Origin of the sequence: Providencia sp. PROV040 (assembly GCF_032706145.1) — a bacterium.
Classification (GTDB): domain Bacteria; phylum Pseudomonadota; class Gammaproteobacteria; order Enterobacterales; family Enterobacteriaceae; genus Providencia; species Providencia hangzhouensis.
In genome coordinates, this window is record NZ_CP120530.1 from 1,165,420 (window position 1) to 1,183,318 (window position 17,899).

At 43.0% G+C, this 17,899-nt stretch carries 10 protein-coding genes, 2 tRNA genes and 3 rRNA genes; 12 read left to right on the forward strand and 3 right to left on the reverse strand.

From position 1 onward, the window contains the following. The first annotated feature begins 59 nt into the window (after positions 1 to 59). From clpB to P3L40_RS05305, 11 genes are all read left to right on the forward strand, one after another. The gene (gene clpB, locus P3L40_RS05255; RefSeq protein WP_094962020.1) at positions 60 to 2,633 is read left to right on the forward strand and encodes an ATP-dependent chaperone ClpB; all 2,574 of its coding nucleotides are present in this window, start codon (positions 60 to 62) and stop codon (positions 2,631 to 2,633) included. 621 nt (positions 2,634 to 3,254) lie between these two features. Beyond that, positions 3,255 to 4,794 (forward strand): 16S ribosomal RNA (locus tag P3L40_RS05260). A gap of 65 nt (positions 4,795 to 4,859) precedes the next feature. Beyond that, positions 4,860 to 4,936: transfer RNA gene (locus tag P3L40_RS05265), tRNA-Ile, on the forward strand. Between the two features lie 122 nt (positions 4,937 to 5,058). Then, positions 5,059 to 5,134 (forward strand) — tRNA-Ala (locus P3L40_RS05270). A 325-nt stretch (positions 5,135 to 5,459) separates the two neighbouring features. After that, a 23S ribosomal RNA gene (locus tag P3L40_RS05275) occupies positions 5,460 to 8,544 on the forward strand. Positions 8,545 to 8,688: 144 nt separating this feature from the next. Then, positions 8,689 to 8,804 (forward strand): 5S ribosomal RNA (gene rrf / locus P3L40_RS05280). The 16S, 23S and 5S rRNA genes sit together here with 2 tRNA genes alongside, the layout of an rRNA operon. A gap of 842 nt (positions 8,805 to 9,646) precedes the next feature. Beyond that, the gene (locus P3L40_RS05285; protein ID WP_036958303.1) at positions 9,647 to 10,438 is read left to right on the forward strand and encodes an endonuclease/exonuclease/phosphatase family protein; all 792 of its coding nucleotides are present in this window, start codon (positions 9,647 to 9,649) and stop codon (positions 10,436 to 10,438) included. 59 nt (positions 10,439 to 10,497) lie between these two features. Continuing rightward, positions 10,498 to 11,079: a DUF1287 domain-containing protein gene (locus tag P3L40_RS05290; RefSeq protein ID WP_228676927.1), complete on the forward strand. Its 582-nt coding sequence runs from the start codon at positions 10,498 to 10,500 to the stop codon at positions 11,077 to 11,079. Positions 11,080 to 11,295: 216 nt separating this feature from the next. Further along, positions 11,296 to 12,483, forward strand: a complete 1,188-nt coding sequence (locus P3L40_RS05295) for an FAD/NAD(P)-binding oxidoreductase (RefSeq protein WP_096865156.1) — start codon at positions 11,296 to 11,298, stop codon at positions 12,481 to 12,483. A 13-nt stretch (positions 12,484 to 12,496) separates the two neighbouring features. Beyond that, the gene (locus P3L40_RS05300) at positions 12,497 to 12,889 is read left to right on the forward strand and encodes a hypothetical protein (RefSeq protein ID WP_110592302.1); all 393 of its coding nucleotides are present in this window, start codon (positions 12,497 to 12,499) and stop codon (positions 12,887 to 12,889) included. Between the two features lie 15 nt (positions 12,890 to 12,904). Next, complete coding sequence (locus P3L40_RS05305; protein ID WP_272693337.1) at positions 12,905 to 14,107, forward strand: aminotransferase class I/II-fold pyridoxal phosphate-dependent enzyme; 1,203 nt, start codon at positions 12,905 to 12,907, stop codon at positions 14,105 to 14,107. A 76-nt stretch (positions 14,108 to 14,183) separates the two neighbouring features. Here P3L40_RS05305 and P3L40_RS05310 read toward each other — a convergent pair whose 3' ends face one another. Then, the gene (locus P3L40_RS05310; RefSeq protein ID WP_094960907.1) at positions 14,184 to 15,551 is read right to left on the reverse strand and encodes an amino acid permease; all 1,368 of its coding nucleotides are present in this window, start codon (positions 15,549 to 15,551) and stop codon (positions 14,184 to 14,186) included. A 178-nt stretch (positions 15,552 to 15,729) separates the two neighbouring features. On the opposite strand from P3L40_RS05310, the gene queE reads away from it, so the two are divergent. After that, positions 15,730 to 16,401, forward strand: coding sequence for a 7-carboxy-7-deazaguanine synthase QueE (gene queE / locus P3L40_RS05315; protein ID WP_136133946.1), 672 nt, complete (start codon positions 15,730 to 15,732; stop codon positions 16,399 to 16,401). A 65-nt stretch (positions 16,402 to 16,466) separates the two neighbouring features. Here the strand turns inward: queE and P3L40_RS05320 are convergent, their stop codons facing one another. Then, positions 16,467 to 17,084 (reverse strand): YagU family protein, encoded by a 618-nt coding sequence (locus P3L40_RS05320; protein WP_004260761.1) that lies wholly within the window; start codon positions 17,082 to 17,084, stop codon positions 16,467 to 16,469. Positions 17,085 to 17,363: 279 nt separating this feature from the next. Continuing rightward, entirely contained in the window at positions 17,364 to 17,729 is a 366-nt protein-coding gene (gene queD, locus P3L40_RS05325; RefSeq protein ID WP_004913900.1) for a 6-carboxytetrahydropterin synthase QueD, read from the reverse strand. Positions 17,730 to 17,899 lie beyond the last annotated feature (170 nt).

Consider the following 17,899-nt stretch of genomic DNA (forward strand, 5'->3'; position numbering starts at 1 on the left):
TAAAAACTGACCTCATCTAGTATCCAGTAGCAAATTTAATCTCATTTATTGGAGGTGTTATGCGTCTGGACCGTTTAACTAATAAATTCCAGCAAGCTCTCGCTGACGCCCAATCACTAGCCCTTGGGCGCGAAAACCAGTTTATTGAACCTATTCATCTATTAAGTGCCCTGTTTAATCAAGAGGGTGGCACAGTTCGTCCATTGCTGACGACGTTAGGCGTGAATGCCGTACAATTCCAGCAAAAAGTCGAAGATGCATTAGGGCGTTTACCTCAAGTGCAAGGTGTTGCGGGAGATGTTCAACCATCAAGTGACTTAATGCGTCATTTGAATTTATGTGATCAGTTGGCACAAAAGCACGGAGATGAATTTATCTCCTCAGAATTATTTCTTGTCGCCGCTTTAGAAGCCAATACGACATTAGCAGACATGCTCAAAGCAGCAGGTGTTAACAAAGATAATTTAAAAAAGGCAATAGAACAGATGCGTGGTGGAGAAAAAGTGAATGACCAAAGCGCTGAAGACCAGCGCCAAGCCTTGAAAAAATATACAGTTGATTTAACCGAACGTGCAGAGCAAGGCAAATTAGACCCAGTAATTGGTCGAGATGAAGAAATACGTCGGACCATTCAAGTACTGCAACGTCGTACTAAAAATAACCCTGTGCTGATTGGTGAACCAGGTGTAGGTAAAACAGCAATTGTTGAAGGGTTAGCACAACGTATTGTTAATGGTGAAATTCCAGAAGGGTTAAAAAACAAACGTGTATTATCCCTTGATATGGGGGCGCTGATTGCGGGTGCGAAATATCGTGGTGAGTTTGAAGAGCGTCTGAAAGCTGTTCTAAATGATCTTGCCAAACAGGAAGGTAACGTCATTCTGTTTATTGATGAATTACACACCATGGTTGGTGCAGGTAAAGCAGATGGTGCGATGGATGCGGGTAACATGTTAAAACCTGCGTTGGCTCGCGGTGAATTACACTGTGTTGGCGCTACCACATTGGATGAGTATCGCCAATACATTGAGAAAGACCCTGCATTAGAGCGTCGTTTCCAAAAAGTGTATGTGGCTGAGCCATCCGTTGAAGACACAATTGCTATTTTACGTGGTTTAAAAGAACGTTATGAACTGCATCACCACGTTCAAATAACTGACCCGGCGATTGTGGCAGCGGCAACGTTATCGCATCGCTATATTACTGACCGTATGTTACCTGACAAAGCGATTGATTTAATTGATGAAGCGGGTGCAAGTTTACGTATGCAAATGGATTCGAAACCTGAATCCTTAGATAGGCTGGAACGCCGTATTATTCAGCTCAAACTTGAACAGCAAGCGCTGAAAAAAGAATCGGATGATGCAAGTAAAAAACGTCTTGAGATGTTAGAAGAAGAGCTCGCAGAGAAAGAACGTGAGTACTCTGCGTTAGAAGAAGAATGGAAAGCTGAAAAAGCATCATTAACAGGTACTCAGCATATTAAAGCTGAACTTGAAAATACACGTATCGAGATGGAAAAAGCACGCCGTATGGGTGATTTGGCAAAAATGTCCGAATTGCAATACGGTAAAATTCCAGAGTTAGAGAAACAGCTTGAAGCGGCAACCAAAGCTGAAGGCAAAAGCATGAAACTGTTACGTAACAAAGTAACAGATGTCGAAATTGCTGAAATCTTAGCTCGTTGGACTGGCATCCCTGTATCTCGAATGCTAGAAAGTGAAAGAGAAAAACTGTTACGTATGGAACAGCAACTCCATCAGCGTGTTATTGGACAAGATGAAGCGGTAGTTGCAGTATCGAATGCAATTCGTCGTAGTCGTGCAGGGTTATCAGACCCGAACCGCCCAATTGGCTCGTTTATGTTCTTAGGGCCAACAGGGGTAGGTAAAACTGAATTGTGTAAAGCGTTAGCAAATTTCATGTTTGATAGCGATGATGCAATGGTTCGTATCGATATGTCTGAATTTATGGAAAAACATGCGGTATCACGTTTAGTGGGCGCACCTCCAGGGTATGTCGGTTACGAAGAAGGTGGGTATTTAACTGAAGCGGTTAGACGTCGTCCATATTCAGTCATTTTATTGGATGAAGTTGAGAAAGCACACCCTGATGTTTTCAACATTTTATTACAAGTGCTTGATGACGGGCGTTTAACGGATGGACAAGGTAGAACAGTGGACTTCCGTAATACGGTGATTATCATGACATCTAACTTGGGTTCTGACTTAATCCAAGAAAGATTTGGTATGATTGGTTACTCAGAAATGAAAGATATGGTGATGGAAGTGGTATCCCATAGTTTCAGACCTGAATTTATTAACCGTATAGATGAAGTTGTTGTATTCCATCCATTAGGTAAAGAGCAAATTACGAATATTGCCAATATTCAATTGGCTCGTTTATATAAACGTCTTGAAGAGCACGGTTATGAAGTTAGTGCGACACCTGCTGCACTGGAGAAAATTGGGGAGGCTGGTTTTGACCCAATCTTCGGAGCAAGGCCATTGAAACGCGCAATTCAGCAGGAAATTGAGAACCCTCTGGCACAAGAAATCTTGTCAGGTAAGTTATTACCAGGTAAACCTGTCGTTTTAGATGTAGAAAATGACGAAATCGTTGCTAAACAGTAATTGATATTATTGTAAAATCAAAAGGTGGCTATTGTTAGCCACCTTTTTTATATCAAATTAGGTATAAAATCACTTTTTTTGCTTGATAATTGGGCGTAAAGTATAAAATATCACCACTTGAAATTTTTTTTCAAAAAAACACTTGCCAGATTTTTCTGACTCCCTATAATGCGCCACCACTGACCGGGAACAAGACAACGCAAAGCGCGATGAACACTGAAACGGCAGCGAGAGATTCTGAAAAGAAAAAGCAAAAAATTGCTTGACTCTCACGGAGGAAAACGTAATATACGCCTCCTCGCAGCAACGACCGAAAGGTTGGTTTTCATAAAGAAAAGCTGCAACGCTCTTTAACAATTTATCAGACAATCTGTGTGGGCACTCACAGGACACTATCAAAAAAATATTTGATTTTAAGTCTTGAAGAGTGACTAACACGTTAATTCATATATATGAAATAAGGTAGTAACGCTTATTTTGGAAGGATAACGCGAAGGCAAGCAGAGATAACCCGAGACAGTACTTAGGTACGGCGAGGGGAAGCGATGCGAAGCCGACAAAGTTAGCCGAACAAAAGAACGTTACGGTCAGTAAGACATTCTTTGAGCATCAAGCTACTTTTAATTGAAGAGTTTGATCATGGCTCAGATTGAACGCTGGCGGCAGGCCTAACACATGCAAGTCGAGCGGTAACAGGGGAAGCTTGCTTCTCGCTGACGAGCGGCGGACGGGTGAGTAATGTATGGGGATCTGCCCGATAGAGGGGGATAACTACTGGAAACGGTAGCTAATACCGCATAATCTCTCAGGAGCAAAGCAGGGGAACTTCGGTCCTTGCGCTATCGGATGAACCCATATGGGATTAGCTAGTAGGTGAGGTAATGGCTCACCTAGGCGACGATCCCTAGCTGGTCTGAGAGGATGATCAGCCACACTGGGACTGAGACACGGCCCAGACTCCTACGGGAGGCAGCAGTGGGGAATATTGCACAATGGGCGCAAGCCTGATGCAGCCATGCCGCGTGTATGAAGAAGGCCCTAGGGTTGTAAAGTACTTTCAGTCGGGAGGAAGGCGTTGTTGCTAATATCAACAACGATTGACGTTACCGACAGAAGAAGCACCGGCTAACTCCGTGCCAGCAGCCGCGGTAATACGGAGGGTGCAAGCGTTAATCGGAATTACTGGGCGTAAAGCGCACGCAGGCGGTTGATTAAGTTAGATGTGAAATCCCCGGGCTTAACCTGGGAATGGCATCTAAGACTGGTCAGCTAGAGTCTTGTAGAGGGGGGTAGAATTCCATGTGTAGCGGTGAAATGCGTAGAGATGTGGAGGAATACCGGTGGCGAAGGCGGCCCCCTGGACAAAGACTGACGCTCAGGTGCGAAAGCGTGGGGAGCAAACAGGATTAGATACCCTGGTAGTCCACGCTGTAAACGATGTCGATTTGAAGGTTGTTCCCTAGAGGAGTGGCTTTCGGAGCTAACGCGTTAAATCGACCGCCTGGGGAGTACGGCCGCAAGGTTAAAACTCAAATGAATTGACGGGGGCCCGCACAAGCGGTGGAGCATGTGGTTTAATTCGATGCAACGCGAAGAACCTTACCTACTCTTGACATCCAGAGAATTTAGCAGAGATGCTTTAGTGCCTTCGGGAACTCTGAGACAGGTGCTGCATGGCTGTCGTCAGCTCGTGTTGTGAAATGTTGGGTTAAGTCCCGCAACGAGCGCAACCCTTATCCTTTGTTGCCAGCGATTCGGTCGGGAACTCAAAGGAGACTGCCGGTGATAAACCGGAGGAAGGTGGGGATGACGTCAAGTCATCATGGCCCTTACGAGTAGGGCTACACACGTGCTACAATGGCGTATACAAAGAGAAGCGACCTCGCGAGAGCAAGCGGAACTCATAAAGTACGTCGTAGTCCGGATTGGAGTCTGCAACTCGACTCCATGAAGTCGGAATCGCTAGTAATCGTAGATCAGAATGCTACGGTGAATACGTTCCCGGGCCTTGTACACACCGCCCGTCACACCATGGGAGTGGGTTGCAAAAGAAGTAGGTAGCTTAACCTTCGGGAGGGCGCTTACCACTTTGTGATTCATGACTGGGGTGAAGTCGTAACAAGGTAACCGTAGGGGAACCTGCGGTTGGATCACCTCCTTACCATTGAAGTGTTTTTGTGAAGTGCTCACACAGATTGTCTGATGAAATAGAGTAGCGGTATCGATAGGCTTGTAGCTCAGGTGGTTAGAGCGCACCCCTGATAAGGGTGAGGTCGGTGGTTCAAGTCCACTCAGGCCTACCAAAATCGAATTAATGCGTCGTTATAGATTAGCTCACTTACCTAAGTAAGCTTCGCCAATCTATGCCTTGCCTGAATTCGATTTGTCATTTAATGACTTATATTGATACCGAAAATACCTTTATGGGGCTATAGCTCAGCTGGGAGAGCGCCTGCCTTGCACGCAGGAGGTCAGCGGTTCGATCCCGCTTAGCTCCACCATAATTTTTCTGATTATTCAGAATAGATTAGTAATAGTCTATTGCGAATAATTATGCTCTTTAACAATCTGGAACAAGCTGAAAATTGAAAACAACGCACATTGTTTATCGCTTAAACAATGTGAGAGTCTCTCAAAATTTCAGACCTGAAATTTTCGGTCACAAACTCGAGCGGCATGCGCGAGCAGTGTGAAATTCAAGGCGGACAGCGCGCAGCAAGCGCAGCGTACTTAGGTACGTGAGCATTGCGAGCACTGCCCAACGAAGAAGTTCACCACGCACAGCCATGACAGTAAGGTGAACGTTGAAACAATTTCGGGTTGTGAGGTTAAGCGACTAAGCGTACACGGTGGATGCCTAGGCAATCAGAGGCGATGAAGGACGTGCTAATCTGCGATAAGCGTCGGTAAGGTGATATGAACCGTTACAACCGACGATTTCCGAATGGGGAAACCCAGTGCAATTCGTTGCACTATCGTTTGATGAATACATAGTCAAACGAAGCGAACCGGGGGAACTGAAACATCTCAGTACCCCGAGGAAAAGAAATCAACCGAGATTCCCCTAGTAGCGGCGAGCGAACGGGGAGCAGCCCAGAGTCTTAATCAGCATTAGCATCAGGAGAACGGTCTGGAAAGTCCGGCAGTAAAGGGTGATAGCCCCGTATCCGAAGGTGTTAGTGTTGTGAACTCGACGAGTAGGGCGGGACACGTGTTATCCTGTCTGAATATGGGGGGACCATCCTCCAAGGCTAAATACTCCTGATTGACCGATAGTGAACCAGTACCGTGAGGGAAAGGCGAAAAGAACCCCGGCGAGGGGAGTGAAATAGAACCTGAAACCGTGTACGTACAAGCAGTGGGAGCCCCATCACTCAAGTGCCTCGGCAATTGAGTGATGGCTTAACAACCATCACAATAACAGCGCAGGATTTGCCAACAAGATTGGTCGATTTTTTCAAGCCGTCGCGCAGTGTACATCGAAGTACACGAGCAGCGGAAGTTAAAAAATCGGGCAAGATTGGCCGCAAAGACAAGCGGGACATTTGAGGATGGGGTGACTGCGTACCTTTTGTATAATGGGTCAGCGACTTATATTCTGTAGCAAGGTTAACCGTATAGGGGAGCCGTAGGGAAACCGAGTCTTAACTGGGCGAATAAGTTGCAGGGTATAGACCCGAAACCCGGTGATCTAGCCATGGGCAGGTTGAAGGTTGGGTAACACTAACTGGAGGACCGAACCGACTAATGTTGAAAAATTAGCGGATGACTTGTGGCTGGGGGTGAAAGGCCAATCAAACCGGGAGATAGCTGGTTCTCCCCGAAAGCTATTTAGGTAGCGCCTCGTGAACTCATCTTCGGGGGTAGAGCACTGTTTCGACTAGGGGGTCATCCCGACTTACCAACTCGATGCAAACTACGAATACCGAAGAATGTTATCACGGGAGACACACGGCGGGTGCTAACGTTCGTCGTGAAGAGGGAAACAACCCAGACCGCCAGCTAAGGTCCCAAAGTCATAGTTAAGTGGGAAACGAAGTGGGAAGGCTCAGACAGCCAGGATGTTGGCTTAGAAGCAGCCATCATTTAAAGAAAGCGTAATAGCTCACTGGTCGAGTCGGCCTGCGCGGAAGATGTAACGGGGCTAAACTATGCACCGAAGCTGCGGCAGCGATATGTAAATATTGTTGGGTAGGGGAGCGTTCTGTAAGCCTGTGAAGGTGTGCTGTGAGGCATGCTGGAGGTATCAGAAGTGCGAATGCTGACATAAGTAACGATAATGCGGGTGAAAAACCCGCACGCCGGAAGACCAAGGGTTCCTGTCCAACGTTAATCGGGGCAGGGTGAGTCGACCCCTAAGGCGAGGCAGAAATGCGTAGTCGATGGGAAACGGGTTAATATTCCCGTACTGGTGATAATTGCGATGGGGGGACGGAGAAGGCTAGGCTATCCGGGCGACGGTTGTCCCGGTTTAAGGATGTAGGCAGGTGAATTAGGCAAATCCGGTTCACTATATGCTGAGGTCCGACGACGAGTCACTACGGTGATGAAGTAGCTCATGCCCCGCTTCCAGGAAAAGCCTCTAAGCTCTAGATTATCATTAATCGTACCCCAAACCGACACAGGTGGTCAGGTAGAGAATACTCAGGCGCTTGAGAGAACTCGGGTGAAGGAACTAGGCAAAATGGTGCCGTAACTTCGGGAGAAGGCACGCTGGCATTAGGTGAAGTGATTTACTCATGGAGCTGAAGCCAGTCGCAGATACCAGCTGGCTGCAACTGTTTATTAAAAACACAGCACTGTGCAAACACGAAAGTGGACGTATACGGTGTGACGCCTGCCCGGTGCTGGAAGGTTAATTGATGGGGTTATCCGTAAGGAGAAGCTCTTGATCGAAGCCCCAGTAAACGGCGGCCGTAACTATAACGGTCCTAAGGTAGCGAAATTCCTTGTCGGGTAAGTTCCGACCTGCACGAATGGCGTAATGATGGCCAGGCTGTCTCCACCCGAGACTCAGTGAAATTGAACTCGCTGTGAAGATGCAGTGTACCCGCGGCAAGACGGAAAGACCCCGTGAACCTTTACTATAGCTTGACACTGAACATTGAGCCTTGATGTGTAGGATAGGTGGGAGGCTTTGAAGCGTGGACGCCAGTCTGCGTGGAGCCAACCTTGAAATACCACCCTTTAATGTTTGATGTTCTAACGTTGCCCCATTATCTGGGGTGCGGACAGTGTCTGGTGGGTAGTTTGACTGGGGCGGTCTCCTCCCAAAGAGTAACGGAGGAGCACGAAGGTTGGCTAAGCATGGTCGGACATCATGCGGTTAGTGCAAAGGCATAAGCCAGCTTGACTGCGAGAGTGACGGCTCGAGCAGGTACGAAAGTAGGTCTTAGTGATCCGGTGGTTCTGAATGGAAGGGCCATCGCTCAACGGATAAAAGGTACTCCGGGGATAACAGGCTGATACCGCCCAAGAGTTCATATCGACGGCGGTGTTTGGCACCTCGATGTCGGCTCATCACATCCTGGGGCTGAAGTAGGTCCCAAGGGTACGGCTGTTCGCCGTTTAAAGTGGTACGCGAGCTGGGTTTAGAACGTCGTGAGACAGTTCGGTCCCTATCTGCCGTGGGCGTTGGAAGATTGAAAGGGGCTGCTCCTAGTACGAGAGGACCGGAGTGGACGCACCACTGGTGTTCGGGTTGTCATGCCAATGGCATTGCCCGGTAGCTAAGTGCGGAAGAGATAACCGCTGAAAGCATCTAAGCGGGAAACTTGCCTTGAGATGAGTCTTCCCTGACCCTTAAAGGGTCCTAAAGGAACGTTTAAGACTAAGACGTTGATAGGTTGGGTGTGTAAGCGTAGCGATACGTTGAGCTAACCAATACTAATGAACCGTGAGGCTTAACCTGACAACACCGAAGGTGTTTTAGAGAGATTGAGTTGTTTTCGAGAAGTGAGAAGCCGCAAGGTGAAGGACACGCAGCTTGTTTGAGATTGAGGTTCTGGTTTAAGGAAGGTGAAAACCAAATTAAACGGGAACAAAACAGAATTTGTCTGGCGGCAATAGCGCGGTGGTCCCACCTGACCCCATGCCGAACTCAGCAGTGAAACGCCGTAGCGCCGATGGTAGTGTGGGGTCTCCCCATGTGAGAGTAGGGAACTGCCAGACATTAAATTAGTGAGAAAGCCACCCATCGGGTGGCTTTTTTGCGTTTGGAGAAAAAAAGAAAAACAGTGGATGTTGAGGTTAGGTGGGGTGCCTAAGTTTTAGTTCCTCAGTTCCTTAATGCTTTACTCCCTAATTTTAATTCCCTTTTTATCGCTTACTTTCTCATTAGACGATGTATTACACGTCTCTTCATCTTTTTTAACTACTCTTGGGGCTCCCCTCTATCTATCACCATCATTAATGAGCGTGCGTGATGCAAAGTAGTGAGTAACAGCTCACAGATTGTTTAGGGTAGCGGAATTTTAATAAAATCAAATAAATATTGTGGATTGGGTGTTTCCCCATCACGGTGATGAATGATACCGCTTGAGCCAAAGTAGTCAGTAACAACTCACTTGTTGAAAGGGATGTTGGCTGCTAGTGATGGTGAGATGGCAGGAGTTAGGAGAAGTAATGGAGGGGGAGCGGTTGTATTGGTGCGCTGAATGGATATTGTGGATGCAAAGAGTGAGTAACAACTCATAGATTGTTTAGGGTAGCGAAATTTTAATAAAATCAAATAAATATTGTGGATTGGATGTTTGCCCATCACGGTGATGAATGATACCGCTTAGGTGGGGTGCCTAACATACTTATCATTTCAAAGGGAGAAGTAAAAGAAGGCATGGAGCATTACCCCTTTATAGATAGCGCTAATGAAAAACTTAAAGACCCTAGGGTTAAGATGGCAGTTACATTAAATTTGATAAGCTATAACACCTCAAATTTGATATACTACCCACAGTAACTAATCAAAAAGTGTAAGATTTTCATTATTTTTCTGTAATATAGGGACTTCAAATTTGGCGAAAAGAACCTATTCTGTTCGGTATATTGCAGGTGAGCCCGCTAAACGTATTCAGCCCATGCCTGTACATATGTTAGGAGAATCACTTCCAATAGGTTTACCGCTATTTGCTGCGGGTGAAACTCTTGATGTGGTTACATGGAACATTTATAAGCAGCAGCGTCCAAATTGGAAATATACACTTAATGAGTTAGTGAAAGATAGAAAACTTATTTTGTTGCAAGAAGCTCAAATGTCACCTGAGCTAATATCTTTTGCTGCATCACACAAATTAATTGCTGACCAAGTACCTGCATTACCTTTTTCTCCTCATCCCGCTGGTGTGATGACGCTTGCAGCTTCACACCCAATATATTGCTGTCCTTTAAGAGAAAAAGAACCACTTTTACGGTTAGCTAAATCTGCGTTGATTACGGTATATCCCCTACCAAATGGAAAACATTTGATGGTAGCGAATGTTCATGCAATTAATTTCAGTTTTGGAGTAGATGTTTATACTCGGCAACTAAGTAAATTAGGTGTTCATATTGCTAAACATGTAGGGCCAGTAATCCTAGCAGGTGATTTTAATGCATGGAGTAGACAGCGTGTGAATGCGTTGAAACGATTTATTCGCAGTGTAGGCTTGAAAGAAATTGTATTTAGTGATGATTACCGTACTAAGGCTTTTGGTCGTCCTTTGGATTACGTGTTTTATCGTGGATTGAACGTTAAAGATAGCACTGTACTACCGACAGATGCTTCTGATCATAACCCTATTATGACCAAATTTACGCTTTCTAAGTAATTAAGATTATCTCCCTTATTTTCCCTCGTATTTAATTGTAGATTCGATGAACTACTTGTATGGGGAATATCAGATTGAAATCATCGTTTTTATACATTCTTTTCTTTTTTGCACAAATAGCTAATGGGTCTAGCTTATTGTTGGCAAAACATGCTGAACAGTTGCCTCGTTTAGTTATTTATGACTCATCTTATCGACAAATTTCTTATCCAAATGGTGATGTGCCCGAACAATATGGTGTCTGTTCTGATGTAGTTATACGAAGCTACCGAAAAATTGGTATTGATTTACAAAAATTAGTACATGAAGACATGAAAGCAAACTTTAGTCAATATCCCAGCCAACGTATATGGGGATTACGTAAGCCAGATACAAATATTGATCATCGTCGTGTACCTAATTTAGAGGCTTTTTTCTCGCGAAAAGGGAAAAAAAAGCCTATATCAAAGAATGCCAGTGATTATATTCCCGGCGATATTGTCTCTTGGCGTTTAGATAATGGTCGGTCACATATCGGTGTTGTAACTTCGATAAAGTCACCAAGTACACAAAGTTATTTAGTTATGCACAATATTGGATATGGCCAAGTTGCTGAAGATGTTTTATTTCGTTGGGATATTGTTGGACATTATTCTTATTAAGTGAAATGGTTTTTATATAATATAATTTCCTAGATTATAATTTTAAAAATTAACTTACTCAAGAGGTTTTATATATGTAAGTGATTAGTTTTAATTGTTGTTTTTAAAATTATATTCTAATTATTGTATTAGCATTAATTCACTATGAACTATATTTATAACAGGTAGGTGGTATGTCGTATAGAATTTAATTATATAAAAATGGTGGTTAATGTTATGAAAAATATAGTTATTGTTGGCGGTGGAACGGGTGGGACGATGCTAGCAAATACACTTGCTAGAAAATTGAGTAGAGAAATTTTTTCGAAGAAAATAAAAATAACATTAATTACTGATAATCCAATCCATTATTATAAACCTGCATTTATGTATGTTGCTTTTAATTTATTTTTTAAGGATGAACTGAGTCGCCCTGAAAGAGAATTGCTAAGACCTGAAATAGAGTTAGCCATTGATAAAATAGAGCATTTTGATTTTAAAAATAAAGCGCTAAACTCTAAGCATGGAAAAAAATATAACTATGATTTTCTTGTGATTGCAACAGGTTGCATACCTAAACCTGAGCGAATTGAAGGTTTAAAAGATATCGGTAACCACTTTTATGCATATGAAGCATCGAGAAAGCTAGCAGATCAACTTGCTAAGATTGAAAAAGGTCGAATTTTTATTACGGTATCATTCCCTGAAACGCCAAATGTACCCCATCAGTGTGGCATCGCGCCGATGGAAACAACATTAATGATTGATGAATTTTTACGTAAACGTCGAGTTAGGGATAGTATTGAAATCGTTTATACCTATCCAACAGTTTCACAATTATTGCGTAACTGTTTATTCATGCAACAACCTGTTTGTGAAGTTATTCCTGAAGTATTTACTGCTAAAAATATTAAAGCTCAGAGAGGGTTTACTTTAGATAAAGTTGATCCAGATAAAAAAATAGCTTATTCGAAAGAAGGTGATGAGCAAAATTTCGACTTATTGATTAGCACTCCGCCAATTACCGCGGTTGAGGCAGTTATTAATACCGGATTAAGTGAGCATAATAATGGTGAAGGTTGGTTACCTACCGATCATGAAACTATGCAAGTTTATGGTGTTGATGGCGTTTATGTTATAGGTGATACCGTTGATTTACCGATCAGTAAAGCAGGTGGAAGCTGTCATAATCAGGCCGCAATTATAGCTGATAATATTTGCGGAGAATTAATTTATGGTTATCCCGCAGCTATCTATGATGGGCGAGTTCAAGCTGTTGCCCAAATGGGATTAACTGCAGGGATGCCTTTACAATACGATTATAAACACGATGTTATTCCTACGCCTCCGACTAAATTAGGGGGATTACTAAGAAATGGCTTTAATAGAGGTATTTATTGGGCTGCTATTCGTGGCTTAGTTTAAGGAGGAAATCAAAATGTCTAATAATGAAAATCAAAGTAAACTAATTGAACTTCTTAATTCTGAGTCGGGTGATCATTTCGCAGACAAATTAGCACCGCTATTACAATTGAATCGTTTAGATAATATTGTTGATTTACTTTCTCTAATTTCTGACCTTATTGACATTACTGATAATAGCACGGTAGAAAAACTGGCAAACTCATTTGAGGATATTCTAGCGCCAGTCTGGGAATTCGGCACTGCATATAATATGGCTAAAATGGAGGAAATATATAATAGTAAAAATCCAAATTTTCGTTCGGTGTATGCTTTATTAAAAGATCCAAATACATTACGTGGAATTAGTACCGTTTTACGAACCTTGCAAATAATGGGTTCTCGATTGTCTTCCCCCCAAGAGGGATAATATTTCGGAGGTGGTATGATATTAGATAGACTGTATTCTTTTGATACGCGTGTGATACATAATTACTATGATGCAGCCGAAAATTTAGGATCACTAGCTTCTCCTATTTATCAAACGTCAACTTACGTATTTGATAGTGTTGAAGAAGGTGTCGCTTGTTTTAGCGGTGAATCGGATGGGTATATTTATACACGAATAAATAACCCAACATTAAGTTTGTTGGAAAAGCGGCTTGCTGATTTAGAAGAGGGGGATGCCGCAATTGTATTTTCTTCAGGGATGGGGGCAATAACATCGACTCTTTGGACCTTACTAAGCCCAGGAGATGAGCTGTTAGTTGATATGACGGTTTATGGCTGTACATATGCATTCTTTCATCATGGGTTAGCTCGATTTGGTGTCAAAGTTCGTCACATTGATATGAGTGACCCAAATAATGTGGCACAGGAACTCACTGAAAAAACAAAGATGATATTTTTTGAATCACCTGCAAACCCAAATATGCGCTTAGTTGATATTAATGCTGTGAGCAATATCGTTCATCAATATAACCTTGCAAATAACCAAGAAATATTGGTGACAGTAGATAATACCTATTGTACTCCTTACATTCAAAAACCACTTGAGCTTGGGGCGGATATCGTTGTTCATTCATTAACGAAATATATGAATGGGCATGGTGATGTGATGGCTGGCGCTGTTATAACAACTGAGGAATTAGCGAAGCAAATCAGATTGGTTGGGCTGAAGGATATGACTGGAGCATGTTTATCCCCTCATGATGCAAACCTGATATTGCGAGGAATGAAAACACTGCCAATCAGAATGGAAAGAGTGGTTGAGAATGCACAGAAAGTTGCGGAATATTTGGCCTCACTATCTGAAGTTTCTCAAGTGATGTATCCGGGTTTACCGATTTTTCCTCAATACACATTAGCTCAAAGGCAAATGAAGCTGCCTGGAGGGATGATTGCTTTTGAACTTGGAGGGGGACTTGAGGCGGGTAAGCAGTTTCTGAACCGTTTACAGCTATTTTCTTGTGCGGTTAGCTTAGGTGATTGTGAGTCATTGGCGCAGCACCCTGCAAGTATGACCCATTCTACTTACACTGCTGAGGAACGAAAACAGTATGGGATTAGTGATGGGCTTATTCGTTTGTCAGTTGGGTTAGAAAGCGCTAATGATTTGATTGCCGATATTAAGCAAGCGCTCATTTGATACCAAAATAGGTAACAAAGGGCCCTATATCATATAAATATAGGGCCTAAATTTACTTTACGAATGCTTTAGTCGATTAAGGTTTTTGAAATTTACGCATGACAAAGAAGGTGACGCTCAATATAGCGACCCATGCAAACCCGACGAGAAGGGCAACTTGTGTATCTTTAAAGAAGCCAAGTAGCGCGATAACAAAGACCATAAATGCGATAGTAATTGCAGGGCCAATTGGCCAGAACGGTACAGGGAATTTGAGTTTTTTAACCTCTTCAGGGCTCATTTGGCGGCGCATTGCGACATGAGAAAGTAGTATCATTAACCAGACCCAAACGGTCGCAAAGGTTGCGATTGACGCAATAATCACAAAGATTTTTTCTGGAAGTAGGTAGTTTAAATAAACGCCCAGTAACATGACAACAGACATCACCAGTACAGTGACCCAAGGCACCCCACTTTTCGTCAACTTGGTAAAGACTTTTGGTGCTTGTTTGTCTTGTGCCATACCATACATCATGCGACCAGCACCGAAAATATCACTATTGATAGCTGAAATTGCCGCAGTGATCACCACGATATTTAAGATATTTGCCGCTGATTGAATGCCTAAGCTATCAAAAATTTGGACGAATGGACTGCCATTTTGACCAATTTGATTCCACGGGTAGATACACATCAGAATAAAAAGTGTTAACCCATAGAATAATAAAATACGAATGGGTACCGCATTGATTGCTTTAGGAATAGTTTTCTCTGGGTTTTGCGCTTCACTGGCGGTAATACCGATCACTTCGATACCCCCAAAGGCGAACATTACGATAGCTAAGGACGCGATAACGCCTTCAATGCCGTTTGGCATAAAGCCACCGTGTTCCCATAGATTTTGGATACCCACCGCATGGTCAGTTTCTTGGCCGAAGCCGTAGAACATTAAGAAGGCTCCACCAACAATCATTGCGATGATTGCAGAGACTTTTACGATAGACAGCCAAAATTCCATTTCACCAAAAATTTTAACGTGGCATAAATTGAGTGCGCTAATAAATAGCACGATACTTAATACCCACACCCATTGGTCGACATGAGGGAACCAAAACCCCATGTACATCCCAAAGGCGGTAATATCAGCCAAGCAAACGACCAACATTTCAAATACGTAGTTCCAGCCAGTTAAAAAACCAGCTAAGGGACCCATGTAATGGCTAGCGTAGTGAGAGAATGAACCGGGTACTGGGTGATGCACAGCCATCTCGCCTAAGGCTCGCATGACCATAAATACAGCGGCACCACCGACCATATAAGCGAGTAGCACAGCAGGCCCTGCCGCTTGAATTGCGGAAGCAGACCCATAAAATAAGCCGGTACCAATCGCTGACCCTAAAGCCATAAAGCGAATGTGCCGAACACTCAGCCCCTTTCTGAGTTGATTTTGTTCACTACTTTGCATGTCTTTTCCTGTCTTTTTCTTCGTTCGATATGTTGTTCCGAATAGGCTTTCGGTATTGTTTATTCAGTCGGACGTACTTTATTGAACCCTAAGGTGGCTACATTATCACAAACTTCCTTGTTCGTGAGATAGATATCTGCAATATAATGCGTGCTTAGCTAACTATTTTAGGAGTGATATGAAATACCCAATTAATGAAATTTTCCAAACCATTCAGGGAGAGGGGGTTTTTACTGGTGTTCCAGCTGTGTTTATTCGTTTACAGGGCTGCCCAGTTGGATGTAGCTGGTGTGATACCAAACAAACATGGGAAAAAGAACAAGATAAAGAATCGACCCTAGGGGATATCGCACTTAAAACGATTGATTCAGATGCATGGGCTATGGCAGATGGTGAGGCATTGGTTCAATTAATGAAAGAAAAACACTTCAGCGCACAGCATATTGTTATTACAGGCGGTGAGCCCTGTATTTATGATTTACAGCCACTGACTGGAATATTAGAACAATATGGATACCAATGCCAAATTGAAACTAGCGGCACATACCCTATTCAATGCACTGATAACACATGGGTTACTGTATCACCAAAAGTCGGTATGAAAGGAGGACTACAGGTGATCAACCAAGCAGTAAATCGTGCCAATGAAATTAAACATCCTGTTGCTCGCGAGAAAGATATTGAAGCACTTGAGAAAATTTTAGCATTGCGTACTGTCGAAACGCCTCCAGTAGTGGCATTACAGCCAATCAGCCAAAAAGCGGCAGCAACAAAATTGTGTATTGAAACCTGTATTCAACGCAACTGGCGTTTATCAATTCAAACACATAAGTATTTGGATATTCAATAATAAAAAATAGCGATGGTTTTTAGTAACCCCCAAGAGTTAGAAAACACTCATTGGGGGCCTTTAAATTATCTAAATGGTTGGTTTAATGGTACTTCAGGATCTGGCTCATGAGTAATACGGTTACGTAAGTCACGGCGAATAATTTCAATAGACCAAAACCAAATTAAATGGCCAAATATTTCTGAAACATTCTCATACCATGGTAGGTCGAAGAGTGGAGGGGTGAGCCCCATAAGAGGGAAAGAAATCATATGGACAAATAATTGCGCCAGTGCACCCGCTAACAACCCTTGCCATAGCTTAATTTTAGGGAATACTTCAGCAACAATACAATATCCGACAGCAAACACGATAGAAAATATGATGTGAGTAACACCCACAGAGTTAAAAACGTGCCCAGCAAAGGTGTAAACTGCAGAGTTAGGGTCGGCAATTCCTAACCAATCCCTTAAGAAAATATAAGGTGGGTTGAGGAAGTTACGTGAGCAGTCAATTTGTTCTGCTGCACGGATCAGCGTTTCTGGCGAACAAGCTGCGTTGAACATATCCGTTGGGCTTCTTGGTGGTAATGGGACTTCAGCCCCCCATTTGACAAACGAAGAGACGATACCAGCGATTAGACCAATAAATGCGGCCAGTCCATAACGCCTTCTGGATTTTGGTGTTTGTTGAAATAAATGCATTTTCCCTGCCTTATTAAGAGTAAATAATGGTAAATAATAGATCAGGTTATAATTTAATGCACTATGTCAAATTAAAGTTTTTATATCCTTAATTTCAAGGGGGGAATGCCAGCCACTAATTGCTTTTTGCCCCTCATTTATTTTCAAAATCTATTAAGCTTGCCGCCTGAGGTGCTTGTGTCTCTATATTATATTTCTATATTTATGAATGTTATTTTGCCCAGCTATCAAAATGGCTGCGTAAAATAACATTACATTATATTTGTAGCACTTGTACTTTTAAGCTTCCCCGCGATAGACGCAACCTGCATTGCAGGTTTCTTTTACGGTAACTGCACTTAATAAGGGTAGCAAAGGCTTAGTTTGTTGCCAAATCCACTGCGCTAATACCTCACTGGTTGGGTTTTCTAACCCTTCGATATCATTTAAATAATGATGGTCTAAGCGTTCCCAAATAGGTTTAAACGCGGCTTTTACATCGGAAAAATCAATAATCCAACCACTATGGGAGTCGACTTCACCAGTAATTTCTAAACGCACCATGAAAGAATGCCCATGGAGGCGGCCACACTTATGGCCCTCTGGGACATGAGGTAATTTGTGGGCAGCTTCGAAAGTGAAATCTTTATAGATTGTTGTGCTCATATGTGGCTCCTTGTTATGAATAAACAGCGTATTGTACTGCATTTTTAGGTGAAAATATCTTTAATTACTAAAATAGCGTTAACCGCTTTTATCAATATGATCCATCAGTTAATTGCTTTAGGCTTTTTAGTTATTAATTATGGCTATCGTTTCTTATCCCATTATCTAGG